Annotated in this window: 16 protein-coding genes and 1 other annotated feature; of the genes, 6 read left to right on the top strand and 10 right to left on the bottom strand. The window is 46.0% G+C overall.

Going from position 1 to position 15818, the window contains the following annotated elements; genetic code table 11:
- Nucleotides 1-119 precede the first annotated feature (119 nt).
- From PPM_RS10360 to PPM_RS10350, 3 genes are all read left to right on the top strand, one after another.
- Entirely contained in the window at nucleotides 120-1091 is a 972-nt protein-coding gene (locus PPM_RS10360; protein ID WP_013370776.1) for a YpdA family putative bacillithiol disulfide reductase, read from the top strand.
- 22 nt (nucleotides 1092-1113) lie between these two features.
- A complete protein-coding gene (locus PPM_RS10355) occupies nucleotides 1114-1557 on the top strand; it encodes a DUF441 domain-containing protein (protein ID WP_013370775.1) in 444 nt (147 codons plus the stop codon).
- Nucleotides 1558-1696: 139 nt separating this feature from the next.
- Nucleotides 1697-2209 (top strand): hypothetical protein, encoded by a 513-nt coding sequence (locus PPM_RS10350; RefSeq protein ID WP_013370774.1) that lies wholly within the window; start codon nucleotides 1697-1699, stop codon nucleotides 2207-2209.
- A 132-nt stretch (nucleotides 2210-2341) separates the two neighbouring features.
- On the opposite strand, the gene PPM_RS10345 is transcribed toward PPM_RS10350, so the two are convergent.
- Together PPM_RS10345 and PPM_RS28455 are read right to left on the bottom strand one after the other, a co-directional pair.
- A complete protein-coding gene (locus PPM_RS10345; protein WP_013370773.1) occupies nucleotides 2342-2644 on the bottom strand; it encodes a HesB/YadR/YfhF family protein in 303 nt (100 codons plus the stop codon).
- A 335-nt stretch (nucleotides 2645-2979) separates the two neighbouring features.
- Nucleotides 2980-3180, bottom strand: coding sequence for a hypothetical protein (locus PPM_RS28455; RefSeq protein ID WP_013370772.1), 201 nt, complete (start codon nucleotides 3178-3180; stop codon nucleotides 2980-2982).
- A gap of 50 nt (nucleotides 3181-3230) precedes the next feature.
- Between PPM_RS28455 and PPM_RS10340 the strand changes: the two genes are divergently transcribed.
- Together PPM_RS10340 and PPM_RS10335 are read left to right on the top strand one after the other, a co-directional pair.
- Complete coding sequence (locus tag PPM_RS10340) at nucleotides 3231-4988, top strand: ABC transporter ATP-binding protein (protein WP_013370771.1); 1758 nt, start codon at nucleotides 3231-3233, stop codon at nucleotides 4986-4988.
- Complete coding sequence (locus PPM_RS10335) at nucleotides 4988-7078, top strand: ABC transporter ATP-binding protein (protein ID WP_013370770.1); 2091 nt, start codon at nucleotides 4988-4990, stop codon at nucleotides 7076-7078. The genes PPM_RS10340 and PPM_RS10335 overlap by 1 nt, the downstream gene beginning before the upstream one ends.
- 113 nt (nucleotides 7079-7191) lie before the next feature.
- Here the strand turns inward: PPM_RS10335 and PPM_RS10330 are convergent, their stop codons facing one another.
- From PPM_RS10330 to PPM_RS10320, 3 genes are all read right to left on the bottom strand, one after another.
- Complete coding sequence (locus tag PPM_RS10330) at nucleotides 7192-8160, bottom strand: S-layer homology domain-containing protein (protein WP_013370769.1); 969 nt, start codon at nucleotides 8158-8160, stop codon at nucleotides 7192-7194.
- A 276-nt stretch (nucleotides 8161-8436) separates the two neighbouring features.
- Complete coding sequence (gene argS, locus PPM_RS10325; RefSeq protein WP_013370768.1) at nucleotides 8437-10161, bottom strand: arginine--tRNA ligase; 1725 nt, start codon at nucleotides 10159-10161, stop codon at nucleotides 8437-8439.
- A 59-nt stretch (nucleotides 10162-10220) separates the two neighbouring features.
- Nucleotides 10221-10479, bottom strand: a binding site (T-box leader).
- A 77-nt stretch (nucleotides 10480-10556) separates the two neighbouring features.
- Entirely contained in the window at nucleotides 10557-10886 is a 330-nt protein-coding gene (locus tag PPM_RS10320) for a four-helix bundle copper-binding protein (RefSeq protein WP_013370767.1), read from the bottom strand.
- Nucleotides 10887-11149: 263 nt separating this feature from the next.
- On the opposite strand from PPM_RS10320, the gene PPM_RS10315 reads away from it, so the two are divergent.
- Nucleotides 11150-11665: a MogA/MoaB family molybdenum cofactor biosynthesis protein gene (locus PPM_RS10315; RefSeq protein ID WP_013370766.1), complete on the top strand. Its 516-nt coding sequence runs from the start codon at nucleotides 11150-11152 to the stop codon at nucleotides 11663-11665.
- A gap of 64 nt (nucleotides 11666-11729) precedes the next feature.
- Here the strand turns inward: PPM_RS10315 and PPM_RS10310 are convergent, their stop codons facing one another.
- From PPM_RS10310 to PPM_RS10290, 5 genes are all read right to left on the bottom strand, one after another.
- Complete coding sequence (locus PPM_RS10310) at nucleotides 11730-13193, bottom strand: nicotinate phosphoribosyltransferase (RefSeq protein ID WP_013370765.1); 1464 nt, start codon at nucleotides 13191-13193, stop codon at nucleotides 11730-11732.
- 119 nt (nucleotides 13194-13312) lie between these two features.
- On the bottom strand, nucleotides 13313-13879 hold the full coding sequence (locus tag PPM_RS10305) for a cysteine hydrolase family protein (protein WP_013370764.1): 567 nt from the start codon (nucleotides 13877-13879) through the stop codon (nucleotides 13313-13315).
- Nucleotides 13880-13946: 67 nt separating this feature from the next.
- Nucleotides 13947-14735: an NUDIX domain-containing protein gene (locus PPM_RS10300; RefSeq protein WP_013370763.1), complete on the bottom strand. Its 789-nt coding sequence runs from the start codon at nucleotides 14733-14735 to the stop codon at nucleotides 13947-13949.
- Between the two features lie 65 nt (nucleotides 14736-14800).
- A complete protein-coding gene (locus PPM_RS10295; protein ID WP_013370762.1) occupies nucleotides 14801-15223 on the bottom strand; it encodes a PaaI family thioesterase in 423 nt (140 codons plus the stop codon).
- 120 nt (nucleotides 15224-15343) lie between these two features.
- The gene (locus tag PPM_RS10290; RefSeq protein WP_013370761.1) at nucleotides 15344-15796 is read right to left on the bottom strand and encodes a RicAFT regulatory complex protein RicA family protein; all 453 of its coding nucleotides are present in this window, start codon (nucleotides 15794-15796) and stop codon (nucleotides 15344-15346) included.
- Nucleotides 15797-15818 lie beyond the last annotated feature (22 nt).

The raw sequence follows: 15818 nt of genomic DNA, 5'->3' as shown, positions 1-15818 counted from the left end.
ATATTATGCACACATTACGGTAGGATTATTATTTGAAAACTTCTCACATACTGTGCTATTTGCATCAATTCTGAGATCCGTTTGACGAAATAAACCAATATAACTGGAGGTTCATCCAAATGCACGACGTAATCATTATCGGTGGCGGACCTTGCGGACTATCCGCTGCAATCGAATGCAGCCGCAGAGGTTTGCGAACGATCATTATTGAAAAAAGCAACATCGTTCACTCCATTTTTCTGTATCCGACAAATATGCAGTTTTTTAGCACCGCCGAACTATTGGAAATCGGTGATGTTCCGTTCAGCACTCCCAATGACAAGCCTTTTCGTCATGAAGCACTAGCGTACTATCGCAAAGTAGCCTCACATTATAACCTGGACATTCAGCATTATGAGGAGGCTCAATCCATTCAGCGGCAGGAAGACGGTACATTTACCGTACATACCCTAAGCAAACGGGAAATATCCAAGAGCTATTCGACACGCTATGTCGTAGTGGCTACGGGATATTTTGATCATCCGAACTATTTAGGCATTCCTGGGGAACAATTGGATAAAGTCACTCACTATTTCAGCGAAGCTCATCCCTATACAGGAACCCGAGTCGCAGTCATCGGCGGCAGTAACTCTGCGGTAGATGCTGCAATGGAATTGGTGCGGGTCGGGGCTACGATTGATATGGTTTATCGTCGTAATGAGTTGTCCCCATATATCAAACCATGGGTTCGTCCATTATTCGACAGTATGGTACAAAAAGGGAAGATCACGCTGCACTTAGGCGCACGCATTACCGAAATTCATCCAGACCATGTCATCGTCAGTCCGATGAATACAGAAGCGTTCCAGCTCGAAAACGATTTTGTACTGGCACTAACAGGATTTCACCCAGAACGAAAACTACTGGAGTCTGTCGGCGTCCACATGGCTGAGGACCTGGACAAACCTGAATTTAATCCAACCACGATGGAAACTAACATCCCAGGTATATATGTCGCCGGAGTTATCGCTTCAGGCAGCAATGCCAATGAAGTGTTTATTGAAACAGGGCGCTGGCACGGGCGTCAAATCGCCGAACATATCCAAAGTTAAACGATCGAAGGAGAACAACTGAATGGATTACAGCTCACTTATCTTACTGGTACTAGCCGGCCTTGGAATTATCAGTGGCAACTCAACCGTGACGATTGCTATGGTTGTACTACTACTGCTGCGGGTAACCAGCTTTCATACTGCTTTCCCCTGGCTTGAAAAGTATGGCCTAACGATCGGAATAATTATTTTGACGATTGGGGTCATGACCCCGCTAGCCAGCGGTAAAATCAGCATCAATCAGGTGACAGAGTCCTTCCTGCACTGGAAGTCCCTGCTCGCGATTGGTATCGGAATTCTGGTAGCCTACCTTGGCGGCCGCGGAGTAACTCTGATGTCCGGACAGCCTATTATTGTAACAGGTCTACTGATTGGGACCGTCATTGGCGTTGCCTTCTTTAAAGGGGTTCCGGTTGGACCTCTGATTGCTGCCGGGCTGCTCTCCTTATTAATCGGTCGCTCCTAAATTTCTAGACACAGGATTAAAAAGAGCCGTTCAACAAATATACAAATGAATGATAGCAATCTGCATATCTGGCTGAATTCAGTCCCGCTTTGTGTTATACTCATATCGCATAATTTGGTAAATGCAGGAGGCTTGACCGATGTCTCGACAATTTGTAACGGAAGCTGTAATGGTGGCTATATACGGCCAGTTGCTTACATCTCCCGCCCCTGTGGAATATATAGTGCCCTACACATCACTGCTAGAGCTGTACGAATTCCAGGACAGCACAGAGCCTCTCATGGATAACCCTATGGACGATCAACATGTGAAGCGAAAGGTAAGTGAGCTGATCAGTTATTTTGAAGAACCGTTGAATCAGAAAAAAATTCGACGTGCCCTTCAGATGCCTTGGGCGAAAAGCTTGCCGATCCTATTCGATGCCAATACATCACTCATTGTCATTAATGCAGTTGATACGGCGCATTACGGAGAATATTTTGATCCGATTGAAACCGAACTGGTGTTGACAGCTCAGCGTGAAGCATTACCCATCCTGACTGATCAACTGGACTGGATCCACCGCATTATCGAAGCTTCCGTACCTGTACATGTGTACGATATTGATGATTTTGATTTTGCAGTCGATGGTCCGATGTTTAACAACCCTTAACATACAACATCCTGCCCTAACCACAATAAAGCGGCGGAGTATCATGTGCAGCTTCATCTCCTGCCACACGATACTCCGCCGCTTTTCATGTCCAAAAACCATTACTGGCACGCTATTTTTAACGTGGAGGCATTAAGCTTGTTCATCCTTTTCATAGGTGTAAATAATGTCGTCATGTTCCTTCAAATACTTCACTTCCAGATGATGGCCTTTCAGATACCAGTAATCCTGATCCTCCATATAAAACGTAATGCCAGCCGCTTCATGCTGTAATGCGGGGTGCTGCGGAGGCTCTACGGCAATTCCCAGAGAAAAGCCTGGATGCAACCCACCGCCGGAACTATAGCGAACAAAAAAACGGATGGAATCTCCACGATTCAAACCAAGCTCCTTAATGTACCACTGTGCCGCAGGTTCAGTTACCTGTATGCTCATGCGTTATGCTCATCTCCTTGTACAAATGACGTCTTGCCAACTATATCATAGCATCTTTTGGAATAACGACCAACCGTCTCTCCCCATGCGTCTTCCTGGACAAGTCATATACATTTTTTTGAAAAAGGTTTGACAATTCGCAAAAGAGGGTGTTAAGATTCAACCATACGAGATCCATTTTGAAATTTATTACCAATTTGAACGATAACTCATGTAAGAATGAACCCATTTTGAGGAAGAAAGGAGTGTTTCCGGTGCTAAAATTTATGATTGTATTTCACCCACATCTACAAACACAACAACTTCATACCGGAGCATCTCCCCTGTCGCATCCTTCAGAATTGGGCCATTCCTGTTGTATGGTTTAATACGAGTGGCTGCCTGCGTTTAAGCAGTTTTTCAGTGGCGAGTATGCTGAGAATACCTGCGCGCCATATGATATTGAGATTTAAGGCATATCGTCTGCGGACGGTATGCCTTTTTTGCGCCTGTTGCCGAATTATACTTGTGGCAGCAAGCCGCTGTTGTTTCTTCAAAATGGTACACAACTCTCGAATGAACTTGACATGAAAGGATGGGATTCCTCTTGTTTTCAGTACTCAAAAATTTAGGCTGGTTTTTTAAAAGAGAACGAAGCCGATACTCTATTGGATTGTTTTTGCTGATTGCGGTTGGCGTTTTGGAGCTCGCTCCACCTCGGCTGCTAGGCAGCGCCATTGATGAGATTGTACGTGGTTCGATTTCCTGGTCCTCGCTTTGGCGTTATATTTTGTACATCATAGGGATTCTTGCCGTCATCTACTACATTACGTACATATGGATGCACAAGCTGTTTGGTGGTGCTAATCTGGTGGAGCGCTTATTGCGCACACGTTTTATGAATCATTTGCTGCGGATGACCCCTCCATTTTTTGAACGCAATCGTACAGGTGATCTGATGGCTCGTGCCACGAACGACCTTCGCTCTGTAGCAAGTACAGCAGGCTTCGGTATGTTGACATTAACAGACTCCACTGTCTACCTTACCGTTGTATTGGTTGCCATGGGCACCCTGATTAGCTGGAAGCTAACACTGGCGGCCATTCTGCCCCTTCCTTTTATTGCGCTGGCCATGAGTATTTACGGTAAAGCCGTACATGAGCGTTACACACTGGCACAGGATGCATTTGGCGATATGAACGACCAAGTGTTGGAGTCGGTGGCAGGTATCCGTGTCATTCGAGCTTATGTGCAAGAACGAATGGACGAAAAACGTTTTGCCGATATTACTGAGGATGTGTTTCGTAAAAACTTGGCAGTTGCCCGGATGGATGCTCTCTTTGAACCGACGATCCGTTTATGTGTAGGACTTAGCTACGTTATCGGTCTCGGGTATGGTATATATCTGGTATTTCATAACGATATCACGCTAGGCGAACTAGTATCTTTTAACATGTATCTAGGAATGATGATCTGGCCGATGTTTGCTATTGGCGAGCTGATTAACATTATGCAGCGCGGTAGCGCTTCTCTGGACCGGGTCAATGAAACTCTCGATGTCCAGCCAGACGTTCAGAATGTAGCTCAACCTGTTCCAGTGGATCGTCCCGAATCCATCACCATGAAAGACGTGACTTTCCGTTATCCTACCTCCACTGTTGACAATCTGTCACATGTGAACCTGGAGCTCAAACGCGGAGAAACACTAGGTGTCGTTGGTCGAACAGGCAGCGGGAAGTCCACTTTGCTCAAACAGCTATTGCATGAATATCCGACTGGCAGTGGTGATATTTTAATTTCCGACACCCGGCTGGAGGACATTGCAGTAGAACAATTACACAGCTGGATTGGCTACGTGCCGCAAGAACAAATCTTGTTCTCCAAATCGGTGCGCGAGAACATTCAGTTCGGGAAGCCCGGGGCAGATGATGACGACATCATGGAAGCGATCCGTACGGCTGCCTTTGACCAAGATTTGGGTACCCTGTCCGATGGGCTGGATACACTGGTCGGAGAAAAAGGCATCGCCCTGTCCGGTGGTCAGAAGCAGCGTGTTTCGCTTGCGCGCGCCTTTATCGGTGATCCAGATATTCTAGTGCTCGACGATGCACTGTCAGCTGTAGATGCTCGCACGGAAGCACGTATTATTGACAATATCCGGCATAAGCGCTCGGGTAAAACAACCTTGATCTCCACTCACCGTCTATCGGCTGTAGAGCATGCAGACCGGATCGTCGTGCTGGAGCAAGGACGCATTATTGAGGAAGGAACCCACAACGAGCTGCTTCAGGCTGACGGATGGTACCGACAACAATATGAACGGCAACAAGTGGAATCTGATCTGACCTCAGGGGAGGTATCCTAATGAAACCCAATATCGGCAAAAGACTGTTCCAGTATGCACTGACGAGCAAAGCGGGTTTTATTGCCGCTCTTATCGCCTTGGCTATTGGAGTAGCCGCCGAGCTGGCCGGTCCCTTCATCGCCAAAACGATGATTGACGACCATATGCTCGCTATTGAAAAACCATTTTATGAGACGACTAGTGTGGACGGCGCTGTAAGTTACGCTGGAACCCATTTTAAACGTGAAGATCGCTTTGAAGCCGGGGAGGCCAAAGGGCGCGAAGCGAGGATTTTACAAGTTGGCAAATCTTTTGTATTTGTCGATGGCTCTATCCAAGTAGCGGATGGTAACCGATCCTTTACGAACGGTACGTTGACCGTGACACGCAGCTCCGACACCTTTCATTACAAAGCCAAGGCTTTAACCGCTGATGAGCTGTATAGCTTTTATAAACCAGAAATGCCCGGCATCTTTCAGCTGATTGGGTGGTATTGCTTCTTTTTGGTCGTTTCGATTTTTGCCGAATTCGGCAAAACATACTGGCTGCAATCCTCGGCGAACAAGGTCATTCAGAAACTTCGACTTGATCTCTACGCACACATTCAGCGCTTGCCAGTTTACTTTTTTGATAACTTACCCGCAGGCAAGGTCGTATCCCGTGTTACGAATGACACGGAAGCAGTCAAAGATTTGTTTGTGGCTGTACTCTCCAACTTCACTTCAGGGATTGTAACGATGACAGGGGTATATGTTGCGCTCTTTTTACTGGACTTCAGACTGGGTCTGATCTCTCTATTTATTGTACCGTTACTGATCTTATGGATCATATTGTACCGCAAGGTTGCAACCCGCTATAACACGATCATTCGGTCCAGACTCAGTGAGATTAATGCGATTATCAATGAATCCATTCAGGGGATGTCCATTATTCGCGTATTCCGGCATCAGAAACAAACACAGCAAGAGTTTGAAGAGTTGAATGATGACTATATGAAGCATCAGAATAAAATGCTGAATTTGAACGCTTTTACTTCGCATAATTTGGTCAATGTATTGAGAAACCTCGCCTTCGCTGTCGTGTTGTGGTATTTTGGATCTGCGGCGCTTGGCACTACAGGTAGTGCGATATCATTAGGGGTATTGTATGCCTTCGTCGATGTGTTGGGTCGTTTGTTCCAACCTATTACGGGTATGGTCAACCAGCTTGCCGTACTGGATACTTCCATCGTATCCTCAGGACGTGTATTTGAATTGATGGACGAAACTGGAGAGCCGGTGACAGACGGTACTATGCCGCGTTACAAAGGCCAGGTAGAATTTAACGACGTTTCCTTTGCCTACAAAAAGGATGATGTGCTTAAGCATATTTCCTTTACAGCACAGCCTGGCCAAACGGTTGCCCTTGTCGGGCATACCGGATCAGGTAAGAGTTCGATTATCAACCTGCTATTCCGGTTCTATGATCCGCAAAAAGGGACGATCACCATTGACGGAACGCCTGTCAAAAATATTCCTAAGCAATGGCTTCGCCATCATATGGGTATTGTTCTTCAAGATCCATATTTGTTCACAGGCACGGTAGCCTCTAATGTCAGTCTCGGAGACAGCAGAATTACAAGAGAGCAGGTAAATAAAGCGCTGCATGACGTTGGAGCCGACAAACTGTTAGCCCATTTGCCCCAAGGATTTGATGAGCCTGTTATTGAAAAAGGCAGTACCTTATCCGCCGGGCAACGCCAGCTTATTTCGTTTGCTCGCGCGTTAGCCTTTGATCCTGCCATTTTAATTCTGGATGAAGCTACCGCCAACATTGATACCGAAACGGAAGCACTCATCCAATCTGCTCTTGAGGTGCTTAAAAAGGGACGTACGACCTTTATCATTGCCCACCGTTTGTCCACCATTCGTAGTGCAGACCAAATTTTGGTGCTGCATCGGGGTGAAATTGTTGAACGGGGTAGCCATGACGAGCTTATGGCCCAAGGCGGACGTTACTTCCAAATGTATCAACTCCAGTCAGGAACGGTTGCAGCAGAATCTGCGTCTTCCTCAGCTACATCTTCTGCGCAAAATGACTTACTTACAGGCAAAATCGCATTTAAAGCTTAAATGATACTAGAGCTTGGGCTTACAATTAACATTTAGCAAGAAAAAGCCAGCGGTCCCCATTCTTATGGAAACTCGCTGGCTTTATTTTATATATTGACATATGGCTTAAAGTTTTATTTAGCTACAGACGTGCCTGTTCCCGTGGGCGGAAGCACAGTTCCATCGACTGCTTTGAGCGTAACCTTATACTTACTGTCTACCAATGTACTGGTGTGGGTATCCGTAATGACTTGAATATTCATTTCCCCCGGTTTTGGACTAGTCAGCTTGTAGTAAATGACTGCATTCGTATCATCTACGTAGTCGATGTGATCCACTTCAATGCCGTATCCTGGGTTAGGTGCCTGCAGACGGGTGATGGTCACTTTGTTCTGCTGATCATTCGCCTTCTCTATGTTCATACTAATATTGGTTTGTTGGACCGGATCTACAGGCTCAGCTGGATTTTCCGGAGTGGCTTGCACCGGTTTATGACTTTGTACAAACTCGGATGCATGGTAGACCATTTCTGCTGCCTCCATCCGTGTTACTTTACGATCCGGGTTAAAGTTGCTCTCCTCGTCCAATTTTGCAATTTTGGTCAACAGGAGAAATTGCACTGCTTCGTTCGAGTTTTGGTCTAATTTTTTGCCATCTGCTACATTAATGAACATACGGACCGTAGGATATTCACCTGTTGCACTCACTGCTTTATACAGAATATTCGCGAATTGTTCCCTTGTCATACGGGTGCTCGGATCAATATCCGGTGACAGAGGGATTTGGTGCTGGACTGCAATCCGGTAGGAATCGGCATACCATGCGGAAGCCGGAATGTTTGCAAAGGAGCCCGTTGTGAAATCAGGCATAACCTGAAGATCCATCGCACGAACAACCAAGTGTACTCCTTGTGCATACGTGAGTGTTTGATCTGGTGCAAATTTATCCTTGGTTATCCCTTGAATAATTCCTTTGTCCTGAAGTGAACTTACGATCTTCTCCTGCTCAGCTCCCTTTATATCACGAAAAGCAGAAGCCGACGTAGCCACAGCCAATGAACAGACGACAAGCAGCGCAGCTGCCACGCTTTTATTTTTAATCATGAGATACACCTCCATGTTTACTTTGCTTCTATACTTACGGACGCAATAAAACCATCAAATGTTTCAAATATGCACAAATTGGTTGCAAAACAATGGAATACCATGCGAATAGTGTAACCCGTCTTGCTCTTTTCTGCTCACCATCTCCATGCAAATCCAAAAGTGTCTATGACAGTTTTCCTTTTGTAGCACCTTTTAGAGAAAAAGAGCTGACTCGCAGTAATTTAGCTAGCAAAAGCAGCAGTGTACCTAACAAAAATACCCACTTGTGGTAGCTTACATCCGGTTAGGGGCTTTCAGTCCAAGAAGTCGCAGTGTACTTGCCAGCATATCCGCAGTCTGTTCCGCCAACTGAATGCGCCATTGTCCACCATCGACAATCCTTTCCTTAGCATAAAAACGGTTGAACGCTTGTGCTGTATCTAATGCAAATCTCGCAATAACTGAAGGTTCCAGTTGCCTAGCAGCACGTATTAGCTGTCCGTGATAGCGATCCAACTGCTTAAGCAGCGCCCATCCTGCGTCACCCAGCATTTCATCCGAAACGATATTCAAATCAGGAGAATGCCCGTCTTGGGCAAGGACGTTGTCACTGGAATTAGAATCAACATCAGAGCGGGCGCGAGCTTTCTCCAAAAGACTGCGTATGCGCGCATGAGTATACTGCACATAAGGGCCAGTCTCACCTTCAAAGGTCAGTGCCTCCTCTAACGAAAAATCCACTTCATTCAGACGGTTATTTTTTAAATCGCCAAAAATAATCGCTCCGATGCCAACGTCTTCAGCTATTGCCTGTTGCTCCAGCAAATTGGGATTTTTCTCCGTAATGATGGCTTGAGCACGCGCTACAGCTTCATCCAGCACTTCCTCCAGTTTCACCACCTTGCCGCGTCTTGTGGACATTTTTTTGCCTGCAAACCGCATTAAACCAAACGGTACATGCTCACATTGCTCGGCCCATATCTCCCCTGCATGCTTCAGCACCGCAAATACCTGTTGGAAATGTAACTTCTGTTCCCCGCCAACGACGTACAGCAGGCGATCAGCCTTCATCACTTCATGACGATAAATCGCTGTTGCCAGATCACGGGTGGGATAAATGGTAGTACCATCTTTTTTCAAAATTAGACACGGCGGCAGTTGCTCGTCTTCCAGACGAACCACAAGTGCTCCATCACTTTCTTCCAGCAGTCCTTTTGCTCTTAATTGGGCAACAACTGCCTGCATCTTATCATTGTAAAAACTTTCCCCCAACACATGGTCAAACGAAATGTTAAGACGTTGGTACATACGGTCAAATTCACTCAGACTGACTTCAACAAAAAACTCCCACAGCTGTTGAGCCTCAGTATCCCCCTGCTCCAAACGTCGGAACCACTCGCGGCCTTCCTCCTCCAAAGACGGATCATGCTCGGCCTCCTGATGAAAACGGACATATAGCTTCAACGATTCCCCGATCGGATCATGTTGTAGCTGCTCCTCATTGCCCCATCTTTTATAGGCCGCAATTTGCTTGCCAAATTGTGTCCCCCAATCCCCTAGATGATTCACACTAATCGGCACATATCCGGTTTCACCAAGTATGCGATACAAGGCGGCACCAATAACAGTAGAGCGAAGATGACCGATACCAAATGGTTTGGCAATATTGGGCGAAGACATATCAATCACTACTCGCTGTCCATATCCGGTATTGGGCTTGAGAAACTCAGCCTTGCTCAATTCAGCAAGCATCGGTGGAATATGAACAGATCGATCCAATGTAATATTTACATAGGCACCCGATGCTGAAGCAGTTAGACCCGCTTCATGGCTTACTAGCTCTGCCAATTCCATTGCAATATGCTGTGGAGACTTTCGAAATTTTTTAGCCAGCGCAAAACAGGGAAACGCCACATCTCCCCATTCAGGCTGCGGAGGCACCTCGAATAAAGATAAAACTTCTTTCTCCTCCAAGCCCGTATGAGCTACAATAGCTTGGGTAGCAATCATCAACAACATGTTCCTCTCTCCTTCTTTTTATAAGATCTAACAAAAAAAGCCCTCGCCTCTTGATATAATCAAGAGACGAGAACTTCGATATCCCGCGGTACCACTCTTCGTAAATCGGTTGTATAGCTAAAGCTAGCTTACACAAAATCGCGATTTCACTCCATTGACAAATAACGGTGTCTGCCGGGCTGATCTACTAGAAGCTCTTATCGTTGGATCAACCGTCTCCCGGGTGCGCTTCACATCGGATTTCATACCGGCTTCCACCTTTTCCGGCTCGCTGTAATGATACGGTTCCGTTGCTACTCTCCCGTTCCTTGACGTTAATTCCCACCATTATACAAACCTATTTAGTAGAAAGCAACCTTTTATTCCCTCTTCAGGGACTAGTTCTGTATATGTAATTACACTGCCACCAATTGGCGACAGGCCTCAACACAATGACGGCAGGCTTCTGCACAATGTTTGCAATGATTATGGGAATGCTTGCTGCATTCAGCAGCACATACCTCACAGGCTTTGGCACATAGCTCACAGATTTCCTCGGCAAAATCCGTTCCGCGCTGCAACATTTGAGAAGCAAACCCACATATCTCTGCGCATTCCCTACTCACTCGAATACATTCACGCAGCATAGCTAGATCATATTCCTTCAAACTTGCTACATAGCATACATTGCAAGCGTTCATACATTCCAGGCAAGCATCCACGCATTTTTGGTATGAATGATTCATAATACATTACCTCCCAGTTGTTGATCCTGCTGTACTATTACCCGCTGAACCTTGAAATTAATCATTTTATGTTCGCGCTTTCAACAAAATAAACCCAGAAAATCCCGACTTATGTAAGGAAGTGTACTATATTCCAAGGTGTAAGCGCAAGGATATTAATCACATAACTTTTTAGCCTTCGTTTCTGACTTGCATCCAGTCTGTCATTCCTCTATTGTAAAAAAAGAGTATGCTTAACCACTGATCAAGGAGTGAACATTGTAATGAATATAACATCTGTAGAGGAGCACCGACAGGAATCTCCGCAACAGGTTAACTGCATGGTCGTGACCGTCTCGGATACACGTACCATGGAAACCGATACTGGGGGACGACTGCTCAAGGAACTACTAGAAACGAATGGGTACAAGGTTGTTCGATATGTTATCGTCAAGGACGACTATGAAGGAATCCGGCAGTTGGTAGCCGAAGCTGCGGCACATGAGGACATCGAGGCTGTACTTTTAACAGGTGGTACTGGCATCTCTCCGCGTGATACTACGTATGAAGCCGTCTCCTCTCTACTGGATAAGGAACTACCTGGGTTTGGAGAAATCTTCCGTTACTTAAGCTTTGCTGAGGACATTGGATCAGCAGCTATATTAAGCCGGGCTGTAGCGGGCACTGTGGGCCAGACAGCTGTGTTTTCTATGCCTGGCTCCCGCGGAGCCGTTCGTTTGGCAATGGAACGCATTATTGTCCCTGAGCTGCGTCATGTAATGAGAGAAATTTATAAATAAGCTCCTATTTACACATGCAGATACAAAAAAGGCACCCCATACATAGATGAGGTGCCTCTTCACATTATTCCTTTTCTTCAACTTCGGGCTGCATGTAGCTGTCAATCAGCTTTTGCTTCAGCTCCCATACCTTCTCACTAAGATTTACGCGATAAATTTCAGGGTTCAGCTTCCGCAAATATTCTGGCCAAAACAGTTTCAACTGTGATGCATGATAGGCACGAATTTCATCCAGTTCAGGAAGCTCGTATACCTTCTGCCCATTTACAAAAATAGGTTCAAGCATCGGTACAGCTTCGTAATTTTCTACATACTTCTTCATATATGGATGCAAAGGGTTAAACAGCTTCAGGCGCTTACCATTACGCGGACGTTCTTCATCCGGGAAAGAAATGTAATCAGCTACAGCTCTCCCTTTCTTCTTATCCACAATGCGGTATACATCCTTTTTACCTGGTGTAGATACTTTTTCCGGGTTACCCGAGATCTTAATCGTCGGCAACATTTCACCGTCCACTTCCCGCTCAACCAGCTTGTACACTCCGCCCAGTGAAGGTTGATCTGAAGCTGTAATCAGCTGTGTTCCTACACCCCACACATCAATACGTGCACCTTGGGCTTTTAGATTGAAAATCGTATTTTCATCCAAATCGTTGGAAGCTACAATTTGTACGTAATCCAAACCTTCAGCATCCAGCATTTCCCGTGCCTGAATAGATAGATAAGCCAAATCACCGCTATCCAAACGGATGGCATTCATACGCTTGCCTTGACTCTCCAGCATCTTTGCTGTCCGAATCGCATGGGGAACACCGCTCTCCAGCGTGTCAAAGGTATCTACCAGTAGCGTAACCTGATCTGGCAAAACCTTCGCATACACGTCGAACGCCTCTTGCTCCGTCATAAAGGTTTGTACCCATGAATGGGCATGTGTCCCTTTTGTCGGAATCCCAAAGTGTTCGCCTGCCAGCATATTAGAAGTCGCATCGAAACCTGCAACATAAGCAGCACGTGCTCCCCAAATAGCTGCATCTGCCTCCTGCGCACGTCGTGTGCCAAATTCGAGCAGTGTATCGTCACTTGCCACCTGTTTGATACGTGATGCTTTTGTCGCAATGAGTGTCTGGTAATTCATAAAATTCAACAATGCCGTCTCGACAAGCTGCGTTTCCATAATGGTTCCTTCAACACGTACCAGAGGCTCATTCGGAAAAACAAGCGCTCCTTCCTTCATCGAGTGGACCGTTCCGCTAAACTTAAACTGGCGCAATGCCTCCATGAACATGGGATCGTACTTTTCCTCCTGCTCTGACAGATAGCGAATGTCCTCTTCTGCAAACCGCAAGTTTGAAATGTAATTCACAATGCGTTCCAGACCAGCAAACACGGCATATCCATTGCCAAAAGGAAGCTTACGAAAATACGCCTCGAACACAGCTTTACGTTGGTGACTTCCGTTCACCCAGTGGGCGTACATCATATTAATCTGATATTTATCTGTATGTAATGCGAGGCTCGTTGACTTCATCGTATCATCCTCTCTGACTGTCCCTGGATTGGTGACGGCATACCGTCTTATCTGCCCAGATTCAGCAATATCCGGCTCTAATTTGTTATCGGACATTGGTGCACAATCGTTCAGTTATTTTACTTCTTCTGGAGCAAAAGCGTATCTTCAGCCGACCGCACCGTGGCTCCAAGACTTCCCTCAAAATGGCCCAAAGCCCAATCATGTCCCGCCTGATTAAAGCTCGCCACAGCGTCCTTGTATACGGTAATAGCAAAACCTTTGTTGTAAGCATCTACAGCTGTATGCAGCACACATATATCTGTACACACACCAATCAAATGAACTTCCAGAATCCCGCGTTCGCGCAACCTGAGTTCCAGATCCGTACCAGCAAAAGCACTGTACCGTGTTTTATCCAACCAATAGATACGATCACTTTGTTGCTTATAAAGGCTATGGAGTTTACCATACAATTGTCGTCCGTTGGTTCCACGTATATTATGTGGAGAAAACAGCTTACTCTCCGGGTGATAGAGGTCGTTCTCCTCATGTAAATCCACAGCCATGACAACAAAGTCCCCTTGATCCACGTAGGCCTGCGTAATAGCTGTGATCCGTTCATCTAGCTCAATTGCGGGTTGCCCCACAGGCAGACTACCGTCCACAAAATCTTTCGTGTAATCAATAACAATCAGTGCCTTCATCGTACAGTCAGCTCCTTATCATCAAAGTGAGGTTGTACGCTCTATGCGTGACCTATTCCAATAAAAGTTACGTATAGATAGATAAACGCGGTACTCTATCACTAAAGCGATACAACTGGGCCGGTCTTTGTGAATACTGATTGGAACTGAGCGGTTTGCCATTCTCATCTCGCACCTCTTCCAGTATTCCCTGTCTGCTACGAGTCGATGTTATTTTGCGAATAAAATTCGGCTCTTCGAAATCCGGTACGACGCTCTGAATCACCTGATACAATTCACCCAGTGTAAAATGTGGCGGTAAAAACTGCTTGGCTATCGTTGTCTGAAGCATCTGCAACTGAATTTTGCGATAAGCATCAACTATGATATCCCGGTGATCGAACGCCAGCTCCAATTCCTCCAACGCTTCTCTGATCGTAAATAACCCAACCTCAGAAGCATCATCAGCCGCCTGACGCTGCTCTAGCATCCATTCCTCTACCAGTGCAAAAAACGCATGCGATATAATCCACCCACGCGGATCACGACCTGGTCCACTATATACGCCCAAATACTCCAGATGCCCGCCATCTACACCCGTTTCCTCTAACAGTTCCCGCTTGGCCGCTCCATATATGGATTCATCTTCTTGACAAAACCCTCCAGGCAACGCCCAGCGTCCCGCAAACGGCCAACTACGGCGCTTGATGAGCATTACTTTCAGCTCACGAATCGGCAATGTTTTTGTTACCGTCTTGCGCTCACGCTTCGTTAAAGTAAACATTACGATATCCGCCGGAGCACCATCCGGGGTACGGTATTTCTTAATGTTATAAGACGCCTTCTGCGCCTCTTCGTTTATACGATTGCTATCCATTGGCATCACCATATTATATCGTTTTGATAAATTCATTATGACATAATAAAAAATTTTGTCAAGCGTCAGGCCTTGCCTGAATCACTTGCTTGTTGACGCAATACTCGGAAGGTTGCTGTAGCTGTACAACCGAGCGTACCTTCACTATCCCTCACTTCTGCCTGAGTGGTTATGGTGCGGCCTGCCTGATGAACAATCCGTGCCTTAACCTCCAGCCGTCCTTGTCTCATGGCTGACAAGAAATGAACGTTCAGATTCGTTGTTACACATGAATCCATATTTCGTGAAGCCATACTGACCATCCCCATCGCCTGATCCATCAAAGTTGTGAGCACCCCACCATGTACAATCCCCATCACATTGGTATGGTGTTGTTTGGCCTCCAAAGCGATATGTGCCTCGTTAGCATCAGCTGTAATCAGCTCACATCCTAAGTACTCCCAAAAAGTATTTTCTTCACCTTCTAACATCTTACGCAACTTATCCATTCCTCGCTTCCATCCCTTTATGATGTCGCAATTCTCTTAGTGCCTCATGAACATTTACAATGAGTAATTGCTTCCGAAAAAAAGGCGTGGAAGCTAAGCCTCCACACCATAAATCTTATTCTAGTCACTGCAATTCGAGGAGGAAGTAATCTTTCCCTCTTCAACGTTCACCTTTTCAGCAACCGTATCACGGATGGCCGTAATCACCATTTGCAGCAGCTCATTAATTTCCACCTGGCTCTGCTGAAACTCCGTTACAATTGGAATACCGTCAAGCTCTTCCTGTAGCTCCTGAAGTTCAGCCTCGATTTTGGCAATCATTTTTTGGTTCTTTAAAGATTCAAATGCTACAATTTCCTTTTGCTTCTTCTTCATCGTTGCAATCAGCTGCTGGATACGCTCATGATCCTGAATCTTTTCTTCTGCTTTTCGGAATACCTGCACTTCCTCACTGCTGCCCAGAATTCCCGCCAACTCTTTGGTCTTTGCCAATATCATGTCGCGATTGACCAAATGATCATGTTGGCGCGCCGCCGATTGAAGTTCTGTTTGTTGCAACCGCTCCTCTGTCATTGTCCATCGCTCCTTTTTTTCA

This window comes from Paenibacillus polymyxa M1, assembly GCF_000237325.1.
In the GTDB taxonomy this organism is placed as follows: domain Bacteria; phylum Bacillota; class Bacilli; order Paenibacillales; family Paenibacillaceae; genus Paenibacillus; species Paenibacillus polymyxa_C.
Note: the sequence above shows the minus strand (reverse complement) of the source record. Positions and strands in the feature narration are given on the sequence as shown.